The following is a 20181-nucleotide window of genomic DNA, read 5'->3' as shown; positions in this document are numbered from 1 at the left end:
TTAAGTTTTATACAAACCTATCACCAAACCTCCTATCATAAAATATAGAATGAGTGAACGCGACTTTTCGGTGAGTCAACTACCCAATAATAGCTTCTAAAGTTTTTTGCCTTTGAAGTTTTCCCGTTTCAGTCTGAATAAATTTAGGGATAGAATAGATTTCCTTCGGAACTTCAAATTTGTCCAGTTCATCAAAAACTGTAGAATTTAAATCGTTAGTAGCACCTTCTAAAACCAAGACTAGTTTTTGTCCTAAATCTTTATCCGCTTCAGAAGTAATAAAAAACGGTAAATCAATTTTATCCTGAAGTTTAGATTCAATCAGTTCAGGAAATAATTTAACACCTCCAGAATTAATCATATTATCAAATCGACCTATAATATCAAAGGCAGTAGGCGTTACCAGCTCTACAATATCGTTAGTAATTACTTTAGCTTCGGAAAGCTTCTCTGCTTCAATCACCAAGCATTGTCTGTCATCTTGGGAAATGACAACATTGGGTAATGTTTGAAAATGAGATTCAGCTTCAGAAATTTTATTTAATTGACGAACCGCAATATGACTTACGGTTTCGGTCATTCCGTAGGTTTCAAAAACAGTGGTATGGACGTCTTTTAAAGCCAGTCGTAAGGATTTTGAAACGGTCGCACCACCAACAATTAAAGTATCTATACAAGTTAATCGATCTAATGAATTTTTGAGTTGCAACGGAATCATCGCGCAAAAATCATAAGGAGTCTGGTCATCATAAGCAGGCATTGTCGTAGGTGATACCAGTTGAAGTTCTAAACCTAAAATCATGGCTCGAACCAACATCATTTTACCAGCAATATAGCGACTAGGCAAACAATGTAAAGCGGTATCTCCCGGTTTTAAACCAAAAAAATCACCAGTCATCACAGCCGAGTTTACCATAGCTTGCTTTTTAAGCTTTACCGTTTTTGGTATGCCTGTAGATCCTGAGGTTTTAACTAATACAAAATCTTTATCATCTAGCCAATCGAGAAGAAAATTTCCAACGACTTTTTCATAAGCCTCTCCTTCTTTTACCAAACTATACGAAACTTCTTTAAGTTCGTCATGGTTATAATTGGTGCCGTTAAGTTTAAATTTTAAATGGATTTTATCAAATGATGGTATCATAAAAGCTAATTTAGAAAGTTACTCTCCAATAATTTTGTAATCTTCGGTTGGTGGTTCGTGTACTTGTCCTGTGAGTTTTTCTTTCCAGTTTTTCCATTTATAAACCTTAGAAAAAATAAAAAGTATGATAGGGAAAATAATAAATACTGGTAAAATCATATCGATAAACTCCAACTTTGGTTCAGAAACATCTTTTAAAATAGAATGGGTTTGAAAGACGGTCCAATCTGTAGTAACCAGTAAGGCTGTAAATAAATTATTAGCAGCGTGGAAGCCTAAAGCCAGTTCTGTCCCTTCGTCCATCAAGGTCATGATGCCTAAAAATAATCCTGTACCAATATAATAGATGAGTAGCGAATACCCTAGTTTGTCAATTTCAGGATTTGCGATATGAAGCAAACCAAAAATTAAAGACGTCATTATTAATGGAAAGAGTTTGTTCTTGGCGAGCATTCCGAAACCTTGCATCAAATAACCTCTAAAAACATACTCTTCTAAGCTCGTTTGAATTGGTATTAAAGTAATGGCAATCACAGCTAAAATGATAAATCTTTGAGGTTCAAAATTATACACATAATTTTCTGGAGTTAAAAAGTAATCCATCAAAACCAATCCAGAAGACACGACACCCCAAAATATAAAAGCAAACCAGATACGTTTCCAATCCAATTTAGGTCGGGATGTTGCAATAGCCACCATTTTTTGTTTGTGTATGGTTTTAACTGCAATCCATAAACCTACAAATGCAAAGACAAATGATACCAAGGCAAGAAATAAAAACACATTAGAATCTAATATGCTATACATAGACTGCTCATTGATTTCTGTCACATCACGTCCAGTATCCATAACCTTGAAAACCAAGGCACCCATTAGTGGTAATTGTCCGATAAATGATGCTGCAAAAATAATGACAGATCCTAAAAGGTATCTCCAAAAATCATGTTTTACTTTATACGCTTGTGCTATAAACATAGGTCTTAATTTTTAAAATTGAATCCGAAAATAGAAGCTTCCCATTCGCGATTGTTTTGGTAGTGCAATGTACCATTTTTTACAACTAAAGGCGAATCAAAATTATTAGTAAATAAACTTCCTGTGCCTAAACCTTGCGGCATATTACTGTTAAGCGTGTAAGTCCATTGTGCAATAGCATTTAACCCAATATTACTTTCTAAAGCACTAGTAATCCACCAGCCTATTTGATATTGATTTGCCAATTTAATCCATGTTTCACTGCCTTCAAAACCACCAATTAATGTTGGTTTTAATATGATATACTGTGGTTGGATTGTTTCTAATAAAGCTTGTTTTTGTGTTTCAGAAAATACACCTATCAACTCCTCATCTAGTGCGATTGGTAATGGCGTCCTTTCGCATAGGAGTGCCATGTCTTGCCATTGGCCTTGCTTAATAGGCTGTTCGATAGAATGCAAATCAAAATCTGATAATCGCTTTAATTTTTCTAAAGCTTCAGAAGGTTTAAAAGCGCCATTTGCATCGACACGGACTTGAATATCTGTTGCTGAAAAGGTCTTCCGAATCGATTTTAAAACATCTAATTCAGCCTGAAAATCGATAGCGCCAATTTTCATTTTGATACATCTAAAACCTGCTGAAATTTTGTCTTTAACCTGCTGTTTCATATCCGCTTCAGAACTCATCCATATAAGTCCGTTGATATCAATAGCAGCTTTATTCTGAGTAAATTCCGAAGGGAATAATTCAAAACCATTTGGGCTATTCAAAGATTTAATAGCCATTTCTAAACCAAATTGAATACTAGGAAACTCAATTAATTCGGTTAATAAAGCATCTAATCCTAAAGAAATATGATCACAGGTCCATTTCAGTTTCGATTCAAAATCTGCACGATCATCGCTACTCAACCCTTTAAACATACCACATTCGCCAATTCCGGTTTTACCATGTTTTGTCACCAAAATAAACCAAGTTTCTTTGGTTTTTAAAATCCCACGAGAAGTCCCACTAGCTTTTTTGAAAATGAGTGTATAAGGCTGGTATGTTGCAGTCATAATTGCTACAAAAATAAGAAATCTATGAGCATTACGAACACTTGAATCCTTTAGAAATTATGATGAAAACTTAATTGTAATTGTGCTTTACCAATGCTATTCGTTTTTTGGTTCATCCAGCCCAACTGAAATTTCATTCCTTTTTTTAATACATAACCAATGCCCAAATAGGTACGATTACGGTCAAAAAATGCAACCTCTCTTCCATCGCCAATATCGCGTTGACCATTGACAAACAATTCGTTATATAAAGCTGCATACAATGCGCCTTTTTCTAAAGCACTCTTATTAAATGGGACATTCATAAACAAGTTATAGCGGTATCGGGTTCTAAAATCCTGATCTTCCACAAACCGTTGCTCGTATCTAAAACGATGGGTAAGATAGACGCGATTTCCTAATTTATGAGGTAATAAGGCTTCTTGGTAAATTCTACTTTCTGTTGAAGTCTCATCGCTATCACCAAAAGCACCAGAAGTAATATGCGCATAGCCTAATGTGAATTTTGCTTCTACTCCTTTGGGTCTATAGGTTAATCCAGACCGCAACAACAATTGTTCTAAGTCACCTCCAAGATTCCAGTTTCTATATTGAATATCACCTTGAACACCAAATTGACTTTCTTTAAACTGCGTATCAAAAAAATACATATACCAAGCGCCTGTTTTACCAGATTCAACCTGAGCGATAGACTTTGCTGAAAGACATAAAAGAATGAGTAGTGTTAGCTTTAATTTCATAGTTGATTAATTTTTTGCAAAATAGTAAGCAAAAACTAACTTCGGAAATAGAACGCCTCAAATAACAGATGTTTAACAATTTTGTACTTTAGCTGAAAGTATTAATAGTATATGCAAGACCCAAACTTTCCAAATATTATCTTATTTGCTATTCCTTTTTTTATTATTGCCATGCTATTAGAACTGTATGTAACAGTAAAACAAGACATTAAAACTTATGAATCTAAAGATGCCTTCTCCTCAATTGCAATGGGATTGGGCAATGTGTTTTTAGGTTTTTTTAGTAAAGCTCTGGTTCTATTGGCATTTTATTTTATCTATGAAAATTTCAGGCTGTTTACGATCCCTGTTACTTGGTGGAGTTTTATACTGATTTTCTTTGCCGATGACTTAGCTTATTACTGGTTTCATCGCATATCTCATGAGTGCAGGTTATTTTGGGCCTCGCATGTGGTACATCATTCGTCTCAACACTATAATTTAAGTACCGCTTTGAGACAAACCTGGTCTGGCGGATTTTATTCCTTTGTATTTTGGTTGTGGCTGCCGCTTTTAGGATTTCACCCAGGCATGATTTTGTTACAAATGTCGATAAGTTTATTATATCAATTTTGGATTCACACTGAAGCCATTAATAAAATGCCACGTTGGTTTGAAGCTATTTTTAACACACCCTCACACCATCGTGTACATCATGGTAGTAATCCTTTATATTTAGATAGAAATCACGCCGGAATTTTGATTATCTGGGACAAACTATTTGGCACCTTTCAACCTGAATTAGAAGACGAAAAAGTGGTTTATGGCTTGGTAAAAAACATTCATACTTACAATCCTATAAAAATTGCATTTATTGAATGGATCTCTATGTTTAAAGATGCATTTACAGGTCATAAGTCATTAAAAAACCGAATCTTGTATTTGATTAAACCACCAGGTTGGAAACATGATGGCTCAGGCAAAGTGAGTAATGATTTAAGGAAAGATTTTTTAGATGCTCGCAAATAAGGTTACAACTCAATGCTTTCGCCTATTTCCAATAGCATTAAATCTTTGTTCTTATCAAAAAATTTACGCTTGGCATCTTCATGATCAATTTCAATATAGCCGAACGTATCAAAATGATAGCCTAATACTTTATCGCATTGTACAAAATCGCTGGCTAAAATAGCTTCATCAACACCCATTGTAAAATTATCGCCTATTGGTAAAATGGCTAAATCTAATGTTGTAAACATCGGAATCAATTTCATATCCATGGTTAAAGCTGTATCACCTGCAATATAAATAGTTTTATGTTCCCCTTCGATAACAAAACCTCCAGGTTGCCCTCCATAGCTACCATCGGGAAAAGAGGAAGTATGAATGGCATTGACATATTTTACATTACCAAATTCAAAATCCCACTGACCACCATGATTCATAGGATGGTTTTCTAAACCGAGTTTATCAAAATACGTTGCAATTTCAAAATTAGAAACGATGACAGCTCCAGTACGCTTGGCAATAGCCTCTACATCGAGAATATGATCTTGGTGCGCATGAGTAACCAGTATATAATCGGCTTCTAAACTTTCAATATCAATATGTGATGCTTTTGGGTTTCCTGAAATAAATGGATCAACGAGAATGGTGATGTCTGCAATTTTAATTCCTAAACTCGCATGACCGTAAAAAGTGATTTGCATTGGAGATTTGTTTTGTACAACTTAATTAGAAAAACTAAAATACGAAAAAACTCAGACAGATTTGAAGAAATTGTCTGAGTTTTAAAGCCCCAAATTTTATTGCCAACATAATAGCAAATAAATGCCGACCTACAAAATTTCAATACTAAATATACGTATTAATTCTTTGGTTTCCAAACTTTTATGTTAAATTTTTTATAAAATATAACCCAAGCCTAAAAGTAATGAAAAGAAAAAAGTGGTCAAAGCTAACACTTTTAGCTGAGGATCATAGTCTTTTGGATTGGTAGTTTTTATAACACTTTTTATGTGAAAAATTAAGGGGATATAGGCTAAATAGAATAAAAATATCCAGAAATTTGAAAAATACAAGATGGAGAACAGACACGAGAAAAGCATTGCAAGAACAATCAATACGATGTGGTATTTTTTAGCTTTTTCACTCCCTAATTTAACGGCTAAGGTTTTTTTCCCTGCGGCTTTATCAGAATTAATATCTCGCATATTATTGAGATTTAAAACGCCCATACTTAACAAACCGAGAGAAATAGCTGGTAACCATACATGATGATGGATTTGTTTGGTATATAAAAAATAACTCCCAATCACACTTAATAATCCGAAAAACACAAACACAAATACATCTCCTAAACCTCGATAACCGTAGGGAGAACTTCCTACAGTATAATTAATTGCAGCATAAACGGAAAGTCCCGACAACAGAAAAAACAGCATCGCATACAAGAAATATTTACTCCCAAAAGATACAAGAATCAAACCCACAGTTAATATAATCACGATAAGAATGTTCATTTTAATACCATCAAACATCTCATCGGGAGAAATAGCTCCGCTTTGTATGGCGCGCTCTGGCCCTATTCTATCGTCGTTATCTGTTCCTTTTACACCATCACCATAATCGTTAGCCAAGTTAGACAGTATTTGCAAGCTAATTGTTAAGAGTATGGCAAAAACCATGATAGAACTATCAAATTTACCATTGTAGTGTGCAAAGCAAGAACCGATGATAATCCCTGATATTGAAAGTGGCAATGTGCGTAATCTAAAAGCGGAGAGCCAAGGCTTTATTTTTTTAATCATAGACAAGCTTTAGATTTACGGAATCCATTTTTTATCGAAATTAGGTTTCCGTTTTTCAAGAAATGCATCACGTCCTTCTTTAGCTTCATCGGTCATATAAGCCAAACGTGTTGCTTCACCAGCAAATACTTGTTGGCCAACCATACCGTCATCAGTGAGGTTCATGGCAAATTTCAGCATTTTTATAGAGGTTGGTGATTTTGCTAATATCTCTTGAGCCCATTCGTAAGCTGTATGTTCTAAGTCAGCATGAGGTATAACCGCATTTACCATTCCCATGTCGTATGCCTCTTGTGCCGAGTAATTTCTTCCGAGGAAAAAGATTTCACGCGCTTTTTTTTGTCCGACCATTTTCGCCAGATACGCCGAACCATAACCACCATCAAAACTCGTTACATCGGCATCAGTTTGCTTAAAAATAGCATGTTCTTTACTTGCCAGCGTCAAATCACAAACCACGTGTAAACTATGTCCGCCACCAACAGCCCATCCGGGAACGACTGCAATAACAGCTTTTGGCATGAATCGAATTAAACGCTGAACTTCTAAGATATTGAGACGATGATAGCCATCATCACCAACATAACCTTGATGACCTCGTGCTTTTTGGTCGCCACCAGAGCAGAAACTCCATACACCATCTTTAGTTGAAGGACCTTCCGCAGAAAGTAATACAACGCCTATATTAACATCTTCACCAGCATCGTAAAACGCATCGTAAAGTTCACTTGTGGTTTTAGGTCGAAACGCATTTCTTACATTTGGTCTATTAAATGCAATTCTTGCTACACCGTTACATTTTTTATAGGTAATGTCTTCATATTCTTTAGCAGTTACCCAATTTGCTTTATCCATTTTTAGTATTTTAGTCAAAAATAATTTATTTTACAGAAACGAATTGATTTCCTATGAAAAATAATAGTATACTTATCCTTTTAGCCCTAACTAGTTTTTTTAGTTTTTCTCAAACTTATGAGTTTGAAACCACCATTGATTTGGAAGCAACCGATGTTATAAGCCAAGGTAGCACAGGAACCTGCTGGAGTTTTTCAACCTCTTCATTTCTTGAAAGTGAAATCACCAGACTTACCGGAAAATACATTGATTTATCTGAAATGTATACCGTAAGACATACTTATTCTAATAAAGCGTGGAATTATGTTATGCGTCAGGGCAAAGCACAGTTTAGTCAAGGCGGATTAGCGCATGATGTTATGAACAGTATTTCAAAATATGGCGTGGTTCCAAATGAAGTGTATTCAGGATTGTCTGAAGGTGAAACACGACACAACCATTCTCAATTAGCCGATTCTTTAAAAACCATTTTAAACACCTATCTGGATAATACTAAAGCTTACACATCTAACTGGAAAACTGATGTGGAGCAGACTCTAGATCACTATTTGGGTAAAGATATCACGACATTTACTTTTGACGGTAAGCAGTATACGCCACAATCCTTTCTGGAAATGACAACCATAAATCCGGATGATTATGTCACAATTACATCATTTACGCACCAACCTTATTATTCTAATTTTATTTTAAATATTCCTGATAACTTCTCAAATGGTGGTTTTTACAATGTTACTTTAGATGATTTAGTTTCGATTACGAACCATGCTTTAACTAATGGATTTAGTATTGAATTGGATTGCGATGTGAGTGAAACCACTTTTTCACCGCAACACGGTCTTGCTATCATTCCTGAGGAGGATGGTAAAAATGCTTTAATTAATGTTGGTAAAGAAAAAACTATTACTGCAGATTACAGGCAACAAGAGTTTGAAAACTTTAACACAACAGATGACCATTTAATGCATATTACCGGAATGCTTAAAGATCAAAACGGTACCATTTATTATAAGGTCAAAAATTCTTGGGGCAAACAAGGGCTTGGTAATGACGGTTATATCTACATGAGTGAAGCCTATTTTAAGCTAAAAACGATTTCAATCATGATTCATAAAGATGCGCTTCCTGATGCGATTAAGTCAAAATTAGAACTTCACTAAGCGCTAATTATTCGTTAAAGTAAAAAAAACAAACATCCAAAACCTCTAACTCAACGTACAATAGTCTCGTTATAAATTATTTATGTGACTTTTTTAAAATAGCTGTGTCTTAATATAGGCATCATAAAAATGCTATAAAAATTAGTCTAAAAAAATAGTAAGGGAAATGACTATTGTAAACTCTAATGTTGCATCACAAATCGTGAAACAAGAACAATCTGAAGCGGGAACACTTCACTTTTTTAATCATATTGCTGTTGTAGAATTTAATGAAGGAATTCATGCCGATTTACAATCTGGGCGGAAAATGATTAATGATTTGATTCAATACTTCGGAAATGTTAAACCTTTTGGCCTCGTTGCCAACCGCGTTAACTCCTACTCCATTGCATTACTTGAAACTACCGAAGTTCGTTCTATATTTCCAAATCTAGTGGCTTATGGTATTGTAAGTCATAATCATGCTGGACGCATGAATGCGGAAATTGAAAGTCAATATTGTGCTTCTCAAAACATTAGCTTCGATAATTTATATGAAGGTTTAGATGCCGTTTACAAAAGAGTTGTAACAAAAATGGGGGCTTCAATTAGCTAAACTTTTTAATTATACATTCCGACTTTCATTTGAAGCTATTAAAATTCTTTCATCAATAGCCAAGCTTTGCGTATTAATATGTAAAGATTCGTTTTAAATCCTACATAGTTCTCACATTTAAGCTCCTTAAAAAACGGATTGCATAATAATAACTAATATCAATCTTGTGGTATTGAAAGTTCTGTTAAAGCACAATATATTTGTGCTCCCTAATTATTAAATAGATGACATGTTATTAATTGATTCTAAATACTACTCTAAATTAATACATAAAGAAACTGTAGCCATTGGCGACTTATACTTTTTTGAAAATTACCTCGTTGCCGAATTTAACGAAGGCATCAATATCACCTACGAAAATTTCACGGATGCTAAAACTATAATTCTGAAACATTATGGTAATACTGGCTTTGGCTTTATCGCTAACAGAAGAAATTCTTATTCAATTTTAATTACAGATGCGCCTTTTTTTAATAAGACATTTAAAAATTTAAAAGCCTACGCCACAGTAACCTACTCGTCGTTTGCCAGTAAAGTATTTGAAATGGAAAATCATTTCTTCGAATTTAACAGAAAAAATTTTCAGGACTTAGATGATGCGATTCAATGGGTTGAAGCGCATTTTAAGGATACAACTGTACTAGTTTAGATAAATACCATCGTCTTTTATGGTAATAAGCTTTTGTTTGTAAAGTGTCCCAATCGCCTTTTTAAAGGTTTTTTTGCTCATTTGTAATTCGCGCTTAATCGCCTCTGGATTAGATTTATCATTAAGAGCGAGATAACCGTCACGCGTATCTTCTAAATGTTGCATAATTATTTCGGCATTAGGTTCTATCTTACGATATCCAATTTTACCTAACACAATATCCAGTTTATTATCGTGACGAATCTTTTTAACATACCCTTTTAAGCGGTCGCCAACACTAATATCTTTAAATATATCTTCGGAAAAAATTAATCCCAAATGTTGCTTATTCACAATAACATTCATGCCTAATTCTGAAGGATGAGACACTATTAAATCGACTTCTTCAAATTGCTGAATCGTCAAAACTTTATTATCTAAAAATCGGTTGGTTTTACTTGAAGCTACTAAGCGATCGGTTTCTTCATCGAGATAGCAATACACCAAATACCAGCCACCAGCTTTCATTTTAAATGCTTGTTCTTTAAACGGACAAAACAATTCTTTGACCATTCCCCAATCTAAAAAAGCACCATGATTAGTTACCTGATTACAACGCAAAAGCGCAAAATCATCACGTGTAATATAGGGTTCGTCTGTCACAGCTACAGGACGTTCTTCATTATCTAAATAGACAAAGACTTCAATTTCGTCCCAAATCTGAAATGATTCAGGCACATAACGATTTGGCAATAAGACTTCATTACCATCTTTGTCAGCTAAATATAAACCTTGATCGGTTTCTCGAAGTATGTCTAGTATGTTGTACTCTCCTATTTTTATCATGCCGCAAAGATATGCAAAAAAGACCTTTAGACCGCTTTGATTTGACTCTTTAGATTCATAATGTCGCTTAAAAAAGTAAAAAGGAAATCTGGCGTATTCAACCTAAAATTATTTCAAATTCTAAATTTAGCGTACAAAAAAAGCGTTACCATTCAAAAGGAACGCTAACGCTTCGGTTTATCTTAAAGTTTCAGATTAATAAGCTGATTCTTTTTTGAAGTGTTTTGTCAGTAAATAATAAACGACAGCTCTATATTTATTACGATTTGATTTCCCGTAGGTTTCCATTACAGAAGCAATCCCTTTATCTAAATCGGCACTATCTTTTAATCCTAATTTTTTAATTAAAAAGTTTTGTTTTACTGTATTTAATTCTGATTCATCAGAACCTGAAACAGTTGCTGCATCAGCGTTGTAAATTGATGGTCCGCAACCAATAGTCACTTTTGTCAATAAATCCATATCTGGTGTAACACCACATTTGTCTTTTAAATCAGCAGCATATTTTGCTATCAATTCGTCTCTTTTACTCATGTTTGTTAAATTTTTAGGGTTAATAATTAATTGCTGTATAAATATAGCTAATTATAAGACACTTAAAAAACAGATAAGTCACAATTATCTATTTAATAAACTTAAAGTAATCTAAAAGGATCTCATCATTTGTAGTGCGTGGTGTAAACACTTCTAAAAGTCTCGGCTGCTTTGATTTATTATAAAACCCTTTTAAAGCGGTTTCAAGTTCATTGTCGTCATGTGCTGTCAGATAGTCAAAATGATACATCTCACACAACTGCTTAGCCGTTAAATTATGCTTAGTTTCAAAGAAGTAATCAAAGTTTTCGGTGTTTTTATGACCTGGAAGAATCCTAAAAATCCCACCACCTTGATTGTTGATTAAGATGATTCTGAATGTCTTCGGAATATAATTATTCCATAAGGCATTACTGTCGTAAAAGAAACTTAAATCGCCAGTAACAAACAGGGTTTGTTTTGCTGATGCGACTGCGCAACCAACCGCAGTAGAAGTGCTTCCGTCTATACCACTTGTGCCGCGATTACAATACACCTGAAGGCTTGTATTTAAATTAAATAACTGGGCATAGCGTACCGTAGAACTGTTTCCTAATTGCAACACACTTTTATTAGGTACGGATTTTAAAAGTATTGAAAAGGCTTTAAAATCACTAAACGGAATCTGCTTTACATACTCTAAATGCTTCTTACGACGATGCTGTTTAACGGCATTCCAAGTATCAAAGTAATTGCTTTTAGCAAGATGTGTAATTTTAGGAAAAAATTCGGCTAGAAAATCATTAGGCTTCGCAACAATATGTTTGCTTAAACAGAAAAACGTATCGTTTGCCGTTTTCTCTCCAATATGCCAATGGTGTTTTGGTTGGTACTGTCTTAAAAAGGCTTTGATTTTTTTTGACACCACTAAACCGCCAATAGTCACGAGAATATCGGGTTGTAAAGCTTTTAATTCGGCCTCATCTAAAGGCGCAATAATTTTATCTATACTTGGAAAAAAATTAGGATGGTGCAAATTAGATGTGGTTTCGGTAAAAACAATGACACTATCATCATCTGCGAGTTCTTCCAGTCGTTGTTGGTCTATTTCATCTGGTGACAACACGCCAACCAAGATCATTTTTTTGGTAGCTACATACCATTCGTCGATGCAATCTTTTAATTCGGCCTGATCAATTTTTGGTAGTTTTAAATCTGTCTCAATAGCTTTAGGACGCACTGTTAATTCTTCGACCGTTTCATAAAGCGGTTCATCAAAAGGCACATTGATATGCACAGGGCCTTTTTTTAATTTTGCCAGGTTAAAAGCTGTATTGAGTTCTTCTTCATTATAAGACTGTATATCTTGTTGCAGTCCTAAAAAACGTTCTAATTTGTTTTCTAAACTTTTAAAAATAGGCAACTCATCTTTATCCGATAATCTATTTTCATCTTTTAAATCTAACTTCAGATTGGTCGAATACAACACGTGATTTTCATAAACATCTTTCTGCTGAATGGTTTGTCCATCACCTATTCCTATCAAATGTTTAGGTCTGTCTGCCGATAACACCACCAACGGAATATCACTATAAAATGCTTCAGCAACAGCAGGATAATAATTGAGTAATGCACTACCCGAAGTACAAATAACGACAGCAGGCTCACCTGTTTGTTGCGCAATTCCTAGAGCAAAAAACGCGGCGCTGCGTTCGTCTACGATACTATAACACTTAAAAAAAGTGTCATTTGTAAAACCTAGCGTCAAAGGTGCATTTCTACTTCCAGGGGAAATGATAATGTGCTTAATCTGTTTTAATTTACACAGCTGAATAACGGTCTGCGCAAGCGGAATTTTAGGGTGTATCATAGAACTACAAATATAAAACGAATACTTAATTTTTGGAAACTATAATTACAGCAATTTCAATCACTTTTTACTAAATGTTATGAATTCTTTTTTAGACTTTTCAATTAAAATATAAGCGCTTTAACTTTTACTTAGAATTTAAATGTAATTTAGTTTTTTTAAGCTTATGAAAATACTAATAGCTGAAGATGAAATTGCCTTGCAGCATTCTATACAACTCTATTTACAGAGTGATGGAAACGTTTGTGAAGTGGCATCAGACTTTTATGAAGCTCAGGAGAAAATAGAACTGTACGACTATGATGTTATTATTCTGGATATTAATTTAGAAACTGGCAGTGGTTTAGATATTCTCAGAATTATAAAAAAGGAAAACAAAAAGATTGGAGTCATTATTATTTCTGCTAATAGCTCTTTAGAAAATAAACTTGAAGGTTTAGATTTGGGTGCTGACGATTATATTACAAAACCTTTCCATCTTGCAGAGCTCAACTCTAGAATTAAGGCCGTATTGAGACGAGGAAAGTTTGGGGGTCATGATACTATTAGGTTTTATGAAATATCTGTAAATACACGTTCCAGAACGGCTTATGTTGATGATGTTGCTATCAATCTAACCAGAAAAGAATACGATTTACTATTATTTTTTATTTCAAATCAAGGCCGTGTGCTTTCTAAGGAAATTATCGCCGAACACCTTTGGGGAGATCATAGTGATCTTCTTGATAATTTTGATTTTATTTATGTTCACATTAATAACCTAAGAAAAAAACTTAAAGATGCTGGGAGTCGATATATCAAAACTGCTTATGGGTCTGGTTACAAATTTCTAGCTGAGTAGATGAAAGCACAAACCAAAACATATAATTTACTACGAAAAACATCTACTAATTTTTTACTCATGAGTGCGGGACTTATGGTGTTTACCGCTTCGGCGTTATACATTTATACACGTGACTTATTAAATGAAGAAATAGAAGAAGAATTGTATTCTCAGGTCGCATTTATAGAAGAGAACTTAAAAAAAGGCACGAAACTATCTCCAATTCAACCTGTAATGGACATTCAAAGGGTTGAAAATTTAAATCCTGAAACCCTGAAAGACACTTTAATTTTTGATCCCAGACAAAATGAAGTAGAATTATTTAAAGAGTTAACAATCTCAAAGCAAATAAACAATGAGATATACGAAATAAAAGCCCGAACATTGGTTATAGAATCTGAAGATTTACTTTTAGGAATCATTATTTCTTTTTTGTCGATTTTAGCATTAGCATTTATTATCCTGTTTTTTATAAATAAATCTTATAATAAACGTCTTTGGCTTCCTTTTTTTAACAGCCTTAATAAACTTAAAAACTTCTCATTAGAATCAAGACAAAATATAACATTTGACACTTCCAATATTAATGAGTTTAATGAATTAAACCTTCAGCTTAATACACTTTTTAAAAAAATTAATGCCGATTATAGCAGTCTCAAACAGTTTACAGAAAACGTGTCTCACGAATCTCAGACACCCTTGGCTATAATTCAAGCTAAAATTGAAAATATCATTAATGAAAATAATATTAATGATAAACAATACATCGAGCTAACATCAATCCAAAAGGATATTAAACGATTAACGCAACTTAATAAACATCTTATTTTATTAGCAAAAATTGATAACGATCAGTTTTCTGAAAAAGCATCAGTTAACTTTAAACATCTATTACAAAACCTAAAGAACAGTTTTGATGGTATCTCTAATCATAGCATCGTGTTAAATGTGAATGAAAATTCATTTGTAAAAATGAATCCCCATTTAGCAGAAATTCTATGTAATAATCTTTTAAGTAATGCTATTAAATATAGTGACGATGAGCAACCTATTGAAGTTGCCATGACCGATAATATACTTACTGTTAGTAACGCTGGAAATCATCCTATAAAAAATCCTGAAAAGATATTTGACCGATTTTATAAAGAAAGTGGTTTGCAAAAATCTTCAGGATTAGGTTTAGCCATCGTAAAAAAAATATGCGCTTTGTACGATTATAAAATCAGTTATACGTTTGAAAATCAAAGGCATTACTTCTCTATTGCTTTTAAATAGTATAATAGAACCTATCGATTGCTTCGAAGTTTTTATCCTACTAAATTAAAAGGCAACTGCCTGTTTAAAATAAAAATAATGCTGACACTAAACATAGCAAAAGCCTGGATTACAGCATATTAAATATCACAAAACTAGAACTTTAAATTTCCTTTAGAATTGCTTTAAAATTCATAAAGATTCACTTCTCATTTTTGTCTTATAACTAAAAAATAAGACGCTTATACCAAACATTTACTTTATCAATAAAGGAATAAAATGTTTTCACCAAAAAGCAACAGAAGCCTTAGAATAGCAATCCTTCTGTTTTGTTTTTCACTTTTATCAACGTCTAGCAAAGCTCAAGAAATTGAATCTTTAGCAGAAATCCGAACAGAGCAAACCATAGAACAAATGGGTGACTATGGGCAATATTTACCTGCTGTAGCCTCAGTGGTTTTAATACTAACTCATAACGACACAAAAGGTGGTTGGCAATATATAAAAGCAGCTAGTACAAACTTACTTGCAACTTATTTATTAAAATTTGCCATTAATAAAGATCGTCCGGATGGCGCTACAGACGGACATGCGTTCCCATCAGGTCATACCTCTTTTGCTTTTCAAGGTGCGTCTTTTTTACAACGTCGATATGGTTGGAAATATGGTATTCCAGCTTATGCAATAGCTAGTTTCGTGGCTTTTAGTAGAGTTGAAGGAATAAATGATAGACATGATTGGTTTGATGTTTTAGGTGGTATCATTTCGGGCGTTGGAAGCTCTTATCTCTTTACATCAGAACATCAAAAAGAACGAATAAAACTAACCTTTAACAGTAATAATAACTACTACTCTGTTGGTATAATTTATAAATTTTAAAATCATGATACTAAAGAAAGCCGATAAAATTAGAAAAAAACTAATGCCCAAACTCACACAAAATATTGGGAAATCTCATTACTATAAAAAAGTAAAAGGAACTCAAAAAACTGAGATTAAAACAATTCTTATCAATCGGCCTAATCAAAGGCTAGGCAATATCCTTTTAATTACACCGCTAATCCAAGAACTGGTAACTCTTTTTCCAGAATGTGAAATAGATGTCATTGTAAAAGGAAGTATAGCGAAACCAATCCTACAAGAATATCTACATATTCGCAACATAATAATCTTACCAAGAAAACCATTTAAAGAATTATTTAAGTATCTTAAGATTTTCTTTTCCGTTAAAACTAAAAAATACGATTTAGCTATTAATGGAGATGAAGGGTCTTCTTCTGGAAAAATCCTTACTTACTTATCAAATGCAAAATATAAAGTTTTTGGTAGACTAGTGTCTGATTCTGAAACACCTACTGAAGACGATTATTGTCACATGGCAAAGCAAACAGTTTATAATCTGAGACACTACCTAAATCAAATCGGTTATACGATTCTCATGGATTCCATTCCAGATTTAAATTTAAAATTAAATGACAAAGAATTATCAAACGGAAATAAAATGCTAACAAAACTAGTTGAACGACCTGAAAAAAATACCATCTCAATTTTTACTTATGCAACAGGAAGTAAATGCTATTCGAATCAATGGTGGCTAACTTTTTATGAGAAATTAAAAGTCAAATATGGAGACAGTTATAATATTTTAGAAATACTTCCCATAGAGAATGTTTCAAAAATTGATTTTGCTACTTCTAGTTTTTACAGCAAAAACATTAGAGACATTGCATCTGTCATAGCTCATACAAAACTATTTATTGGTGCCGACAGTGGTATTATGCATCTCGCCAGTGCTTCGCAAACAACTACTATTGGTTTGTTTTCCGTTAGCAATCCGCAAAAGTATAAACCTTATAATTCTACAAGTGATTATATCGATACTAACAATACAGATTACGACGCATGCTTAGAGATTATTGATAAAAAACTAAATCATCACATGGTAATATGCTAAAAACACAATTTACAAAACAGTTTCTATTACTGCTTTTGATTGCTCCTTTATATCAAACACATGCTCAAAACGATTCCATCATAAAAAAAACACGCTCAAAACACTTGCTAAAAAAAGCTATAATTCCCAGTTTGTTGATTGGGTCATCATTAGTATTAACAAGAAGTGATTTTGAAATTAATTTTCAAAAAGATTTCCGTAAGGAAATTAGTGACGATTTTGACACTTCTATCGATGATTATACACGATTTGCGCCTCTTGCTCAAATGTATATTGCAGATATCGTTGGTGTTGAATCTAAAAATCATTGGTTTGATCAAACTAAAAATGCGACAATTTCGTTAGTGCTTACAGATTTAATTACCACAAAATTAAAGCGCGAAATAGAAAAAACAAGACCCAGTGGCTCCAATAGAAATGCATTTCCTTCGGCACATACAGCCTATGCCTTTTCTTCGGCAACTGTTTTGTACGAAGAGTTTAAAGACACCAAACCGCTACTCGCATACAGTGGGTATCTGTTTGCAACGACAACAGCCTATTTGAGAATTGCTAAAAATGAGCATTGGCTTTCAGATGTATTACTTGGAGCTGGAATTGGTATTGGTATTACAAAACTCGTTTATCATTTTGATTATCTCTTTGCGTGGAATCCATTTAAAGTAAATGATCAAGTCGTTTTAATACCGCAAATAACCTCAGAACAAAAAGGACTTTATTTAGCGATTAAATTTTAAGATAAAACCGAAGCCATCGTGTGAAGCTTCTGTTGGGTTTCTTTCCATTCAGACTGCGGATTAGAATCTTTGGTAATACCGCCTCCCACATAGATTAAAGCTTTGTTATCTTTAATCTGCATACAGCGTAAATTCACATAAAGTCGGCTTTGATTCTGGACAATTCCGTAGGCATTATTTTCAACATTACGGCGATTCGTATTTCTGGTTTTTGCAGTTTTAAAATTGAGTTCCCCTAAAAAACCCGTATAAAATTCGCGTTGATAATTTTCATGCTCCAAAATAAAAGCTTTTGTTTCATTTTTAGGCAGTCCGCAAACTGCAGGTGTTGGATGCAATGCAAAAATGACTTCTTTTAAATTTCCAGATTTTAATCGACCCGAAATTTTAGATTGTAAATGCAGTAATTGACCAGCTTTAACCGTAGTTGTTGGTGCTACTATAAGTTGATCTACAAAAGGTGTTAATTGATTTTTAATGAACATTGTAACCACCTTTTGCTCTTCAAGGTTTTTTGAATCCCAGTCTACTTCCAACGAATTTTTATAAACCTGAGTTCCTGCCAAAGACATGGTTTTAAACCGTTGCCCTTCAACCTGAAGTAAAGTTTCAGGCGTTGCTCCCAACCACAGACCAATATTGGGATGGTACCAAATATAAATGAATGCCGAACTGTATTTTTTTAATAAAGACTGAAAAATGTGTATGGGATGCGCTTCGGAAATTGCTATCGGTTCAACTCTAGAAAGTACTACTTTTTCAAACTGATGTTCTAGAATAGCATCGATGCCTTTTTGAACCAATTGCATATGAGCATCAGATGTTATATTTGAAGTAACGGAAGGTGTTTCAGAATCGAATATATCTGAAGAAAACTCTTGTTCTGCCTGGATACTTTTACAATCTTCCGCAGAAAAAATAACCGTCTTATCTTCAGAATTAAAAGGCGAAAATACAAATCCGCTATCATCAAAATCATCAACATAATTCACCTTAAGATTCGTTTGTAAGAGTCCCTTTAGAGTTGACGTATTAGGATGTCTATAAGCTACAAAAGGTAATTGCAATTGATAATGAGAAGTAATATGTGAAAAAAAATCCTGTTGAAGCATGCATTAACTCTTCTTGGGTAGTGAAATGGTTGACAACCTACAAATGGAGACCAAATTATCATGGTCATCGGTTACTCTAATATCCAGTAATTGTGTGGTTCTTCCTTTGTGCAAAAATGTCGCTTTAGCATAAACGTAACCTTCTGAAACGCTTTTTAAATGATTGGCTGTGATTTCTAAACCGCGTACAAAAAGCTTATCAACATCCATAAAAATAAACGAAGCAAAACTACCAACACTTTCTGCTAAAGCAGCTGTCGCTCCACCATGTAAAACACCATCAGGCTGATAAACTCTTGAATTCACAGGCATTCGGGCTACTAAAAAACTGTCGCCATAATCGACCATTTCGATATTTAGAGTTTCCATTAAGGTGTTTTTACTTACTGCATTAGCTTTTGCCAAAACCGCTTCTTTAGATAATTGCATAGAAATACTGTATTTTTAAAATCGCTAACAAAAGTACAAAATGAATTCTACAGAAAAGGAAATTTCTTATACGATAAGTAATACTTATTCAACTTTAAATGAGCTTAGCTCTCGAACCAAAAACATATGGTTTGTATGTCATGGCATGGGGTATTTGAGTCGCTATTTTTTAAAATATTTCAAAACACTGAATGCTGAAGAAAATTATATTATTGCACCTCAGGCCCAAAGTAAATATTATATAGCTCCAAAACTTAAGCATGTTGGTGCGAGCTGGTTAACAAAAGAAAATACGATTGCCGAAACCGAGAATGTGATGCACTATTTTGATGCTATTTTTGAACATGAACAACTCTTAAAACATAACAAAACATTAATTTTATTTGGTTATTCGCAAGGTGTGAGTGTTGTAATGCGTTACATGGCTAAGCGACAAATACAATGCTCACAACTCATTTTACACTCAGGCGGTATTCCAAAAGAATTAAGCTCACAAGATTTTAATTTTTTCACTGGAAAAACATCACTTATATATGGTACAAATGACGAGTACCTTAATGAGAGTCGCATAGAACTGGAATTACAAAAAGCACGAGATTTATTTAAAACCAACTTGAATATTATACCATTTGAAGGTGTACATGAAGTGAATGTCTCGCTCATTAATCGTTCTGTATAAAATCAAAAAAGTAGCCG

At 33.7% G+C, this 20181-nt stretch carries 22 protein-coding genes; 10 read left to right on the top strand and 12 right to left on the bottom strand.

Annotated features, from left to right (window positions below; translation table 11 throughout):
- Positions 1 to 79: 79 nt before the first annotated feature.
- The 4 genes from N4270_RS09900 to N4270_RS09885 are packed head-to-tail and all read right to left on the bottom strand — an operon-like array spanning position 80 to position 3920.
- Positions 80 to 1144, bottom strand: a complete 1065-nt coding sequence (locus N4270_RS09900; protein ID WP_260096937.1) for an AMP-binding protein — start codon at positions 1142 to 1144, stop codon at positions 80 to 82.
- A gap of 18 nt (positions 1145 to 1162) precedes the next feature.
- Positions 1163 to 2119, bottom strand: coding sequence for a CPBP family intramembrane glutamic endopeptidase (locus tag N4270_RS09895; protein WP_260096936.1), 957 nt, complete (start codon positions 2117 to 2119; stop codon positions 1163 to 1165).
- Between the two features lie 5 nt (positions 2120 to 2124).
- A complete protein-coding gene (locus tag N4270_RS09890) occupies positions 2125 to 3180 on the bottom strand; it encodes an o-succinylbenzoate synthase (RefSeq protein WP_260096935.1) in 1056 nt (351 codons plus the stop codon).
- A 50-nt stretch (positions 3181 to 3230) separates the two neighbouring features.
- Positions 3231 to 3920 carry a DUF2490 domain-containing protein gene (locus N4270_RS09885; RefSeq protein ID WP_260096933.1) on the bottom strand — a complete coding sequence of 230 codons (690 nt, stop codon included), beginning with the start codon at positions 3918 to 3920 and terminating at the stop codon, positions 3231 to 3233.
- Positions 3921 to 4031: 111 nt separating this feature from the next.
- Between N4270_RS09885 and N4270_RS09880 the strand changes: the two genes are divergently transcribed.
- The gene (locus N4270_RS09880; RefSeq protein WP_260096932.1) at positions 4032 to 4928 is read left to right on the top strand and encodes a sterol desaturase family protein; all 897 of its coding nucleotides are present in this window, start codon (positions 4032 to 4034) and stop codon (positions 4926 to 4928) included.
- 2 nt (positions 4929 to 4930) lie between these two features.
- On the opposite strand, the gene N4270_RS09875 is transcribed toward N4270_RS09880, so the two are convergent.
- The 3 genes from N4270_RS09875 to N4270_RS09865 all read right to left on the bottom strand — a co-directional run bounded on the left by N4270_RS09875 (position 4931) and on the right by N4270_RS09865 (position 7564).
- Positions 4931 to 5608, bottom strand: a complete 678-nt coding sequence (locus N4270_RS09875) for a metal-dependent hydrolase (RefSeq protein ID WP_260096931.1) — start codon at positions 5606 to 5608, stop codon at positions 4931 to 4933.
- 195 nt (positions 5609 to 5803) lie between these two features.
- Positions 5804 to 6709 (bottom strand): 1,4-dihydroxy-2-naphthoate octaprenyltransferase, encoded by a 906-nt coding sequence (gene menA / locus N4270_RS09870; RefSeq protein WP_260096930.1) that lies wholly within the window; start codon positions 6707 to 6709, stop codon positions 5804 to 5806.
- A gap of 15 nt (positions 6710 to 6724) precedes the next feature.
- Positions 6725 to 7564, bottom strand: coding sequence for a 1,4-dihydroxy-2-naphthoyl-CoA synthase (locus tag N4270_RS09865; protein ID WP_260096929.1), 840 nt, complete (start codon positions 7562 to 7564; stop codon positions 6725 to 6727).
- 53 nt (positions 7565 to 7617) lie between these two features.
- On the opposite strand from N4270_RS09865, the gene N4270_RS09860 reads away from it, so the two are divergent.
- The 3 genes from N4270_RS09860 (at position 7618) to N4270_RS09850 (ending at position 9968) form a co-directional block, all read left to right on the top strand.
- Positions 7618 to 8724: a C1 family peptidase gene (locus tag N4270_RS09860; protein ID WP_260096928.1), complete on the top strand. Its 1107-nt coding sequence runs from the start codon at positions 7618 to 7620 to the stop codon at positions 8722 to 8724.
- Positions 8725 to 8890: 166 nt separating this feature from the next.
- The gene (locus N4270_RS09855; RefSeq protein ID WP_260096927.1) at positions 8891 to 9319 is read left to right on the top strand and encodes a hypothetical protein; all 429 of its coding nucleotides are present in this window, start codon (positions 8891 to 8893) and stop codon (positions 9317 to 9319) included.
- 229 nt (positions 9320 to 9548) lie between these two features.
- Positions 9549 to 9968, top strand: a complete 420-nt coding sequence (locus N4270_RS09850) for a hypothetical protein (protein ID WP_260096926.1) — start codon at positions 9549 to 9551, stop codon at positions 9966 to 9968.
- Here N4270_RS09850 and N4270_RS09845 read toward each other — a convergent pair.
- From N4270_RS09845 to menD, 3 genes are all read right to left on the bottom strand, one after another.
- On the bottom strand, positions 9960 to 10793 hold the full coding sequence (locus N4270_RS09845) for a S1 RNA-binding domain-containing protein (RefSeq protein ID WP_260096925.1): 834 nt from the start codon (positions 10791 to 10793) through the stop codon (positions 9960 to 9962). The genes N4270_RS09850 and N4270_RS09845 overlap by 9 nt on opposite strands.
- 195 nt (positions 10794 to 10988) lie before the next feature.
- Complete coding sequence (locus N4270_RS09840) at positions 10989 to 11327, bottom strand: DUF2853 family protein (RefSeq protein ID WP_260096924.1); 339 nt, start codon at positions 11325 to 11327, stop codon at positions 10989 to 10991.
- A gap of 88 nt (positions 11328 to 11415) precedes the next feature.
- Positions 11416 to 13176: a 2-succinyl-5-enolpyruvyl-6-hydroxy-3-cyclohexene-1-carboxylate synthase gene (menD, locus tag N4270_RS09835; RefSeq protein WP_260096923.1), complete on the bottom strand. Its 1761-nt coding sequence runs from the start codon at positions 13174 to 13176 to the stop codon at positions 11416 to 11418.
- A 166-nt stretch (positions 13177 to 13342) separates the two neighbouring features.
- Between menD and N4270_RS09830 the strand changes: the two genes are divergently transcribed.
- The 5 genes from N4270_RS09830 (at position 13343) to N4270_RS09810 (ending at position 17944) form a co-directional block, all read left to right on the top strand.
- On the top strand, positions 13343 to 14017 hold the full coding sequence (locus N4270_RS09830; protein ID WP_260096922.1) for a response regulator transcription factor: 675 nt from the start codon (positions 13343 to 13345) through the stop codon (positions 14015 to 14017).
- Positions 14018 to 15274, top strand: coding sequence for a HAMP domain-containing sensor histidine kinase (locus N4270_RS09825; RefSeq protein WP_260096921.1), 1257 nt, complete (start codon positions 14018 to 14020; stop codon positions 15272 to 15274).
- 258 nt (positions 15275 to 15532) lie between these two features.
- Complete coding sequence (locus N4270_RS09820; RefSeq protein ID WP_260096920.1) at positions 15533 to 16132, top strand: phosphatase PAP2 family protein; 600 nt, start codon at positions 15533 to 15535, stop codon at positions 16130 to 16132.
- A 4-nt stretch (positions 16133 to 16136) separates the two neighbouring features.
- On the top strand, positions 16137 to 17207 hold the full coding sequence (locus tag N4270_RS09815) for a glycosyltransferase family 9 protein (protein ID WP_260096919.1): 1071 nt from the start codon (positions 16137 to 16139) through the stop codon (positions 17205 to 17207).
- A complete protein-coding gene (locus tag N4270_RS09810) occupies positions 17201 to 17944 on the top strand; it encodes a phosphatase PAP2 family protein (protein ID WP_260096918.1) in 744 nt (247 codons plus the stop codon). The genes N4270_RS09815 and N4270_RS09810 overlap by 7 nt, the downstream gene beginning before the upstream one ends.
- On the opposite strand, the gene N4270_RS09805 is transcribed toward N4270_RS09810, so the two are convergent.
- On the bottom strand, positions 17941 to 19056 hold the full coding sequence (locus N4270_RS09805) for a chorismate-binding protein (RefSeq protein WP_260096917.1): 1116 nt from the start codon (positions 19054 to 19056) through the stop codon (positions 17941 to 17943). The genes N4270_RS09810 and N4270_RS09805 overlap by 4 nt on opposite strands.
- Before the next feature lie 3 nt (positions 19057 to 19059).
- Positions 19060 to 19485, bottom strand: coding sequence for a PaaI family thioesterase (locus N4270_RS09800; RefSeq protein ID WP_260096916.1), 426 nt, complete (start codon positions 19483 to 19485; stop codon positions 19060 to 19062).
- A gap of 40 nt (positions 19486 to 19525) precedes the next feature.
- Between N4270_RS09800 and N4270_RS09795 the strand changes: the two genes are divergently transcribed.
- Positions 19526 to 20164 (top strand): alpha/beta hydrolase, encoded by a 639-nt coding sequence (locus tag N4270_RS09795; protein WP_260096915.1) that lies wholly within the window; start codon positions 19526 to 19528, stop codon positions 20162 to 20164.
- The last annotated feature ends 17 nt before the right edge of the window (positions 20165 to 20181 follow it).

The organism is Psychroserpens sp. SPM9 (assembly GCF_025153525.1).
Classification (GTDB): domain Bacteria; phylum Bacteroidota; class Bacteroidia; order Flavobacteriales; family Flavobacteriaceae; genus Psychroserpens.
This window is presented reverse-complemented; position numbering and strand designations above follow the sequence as displayed.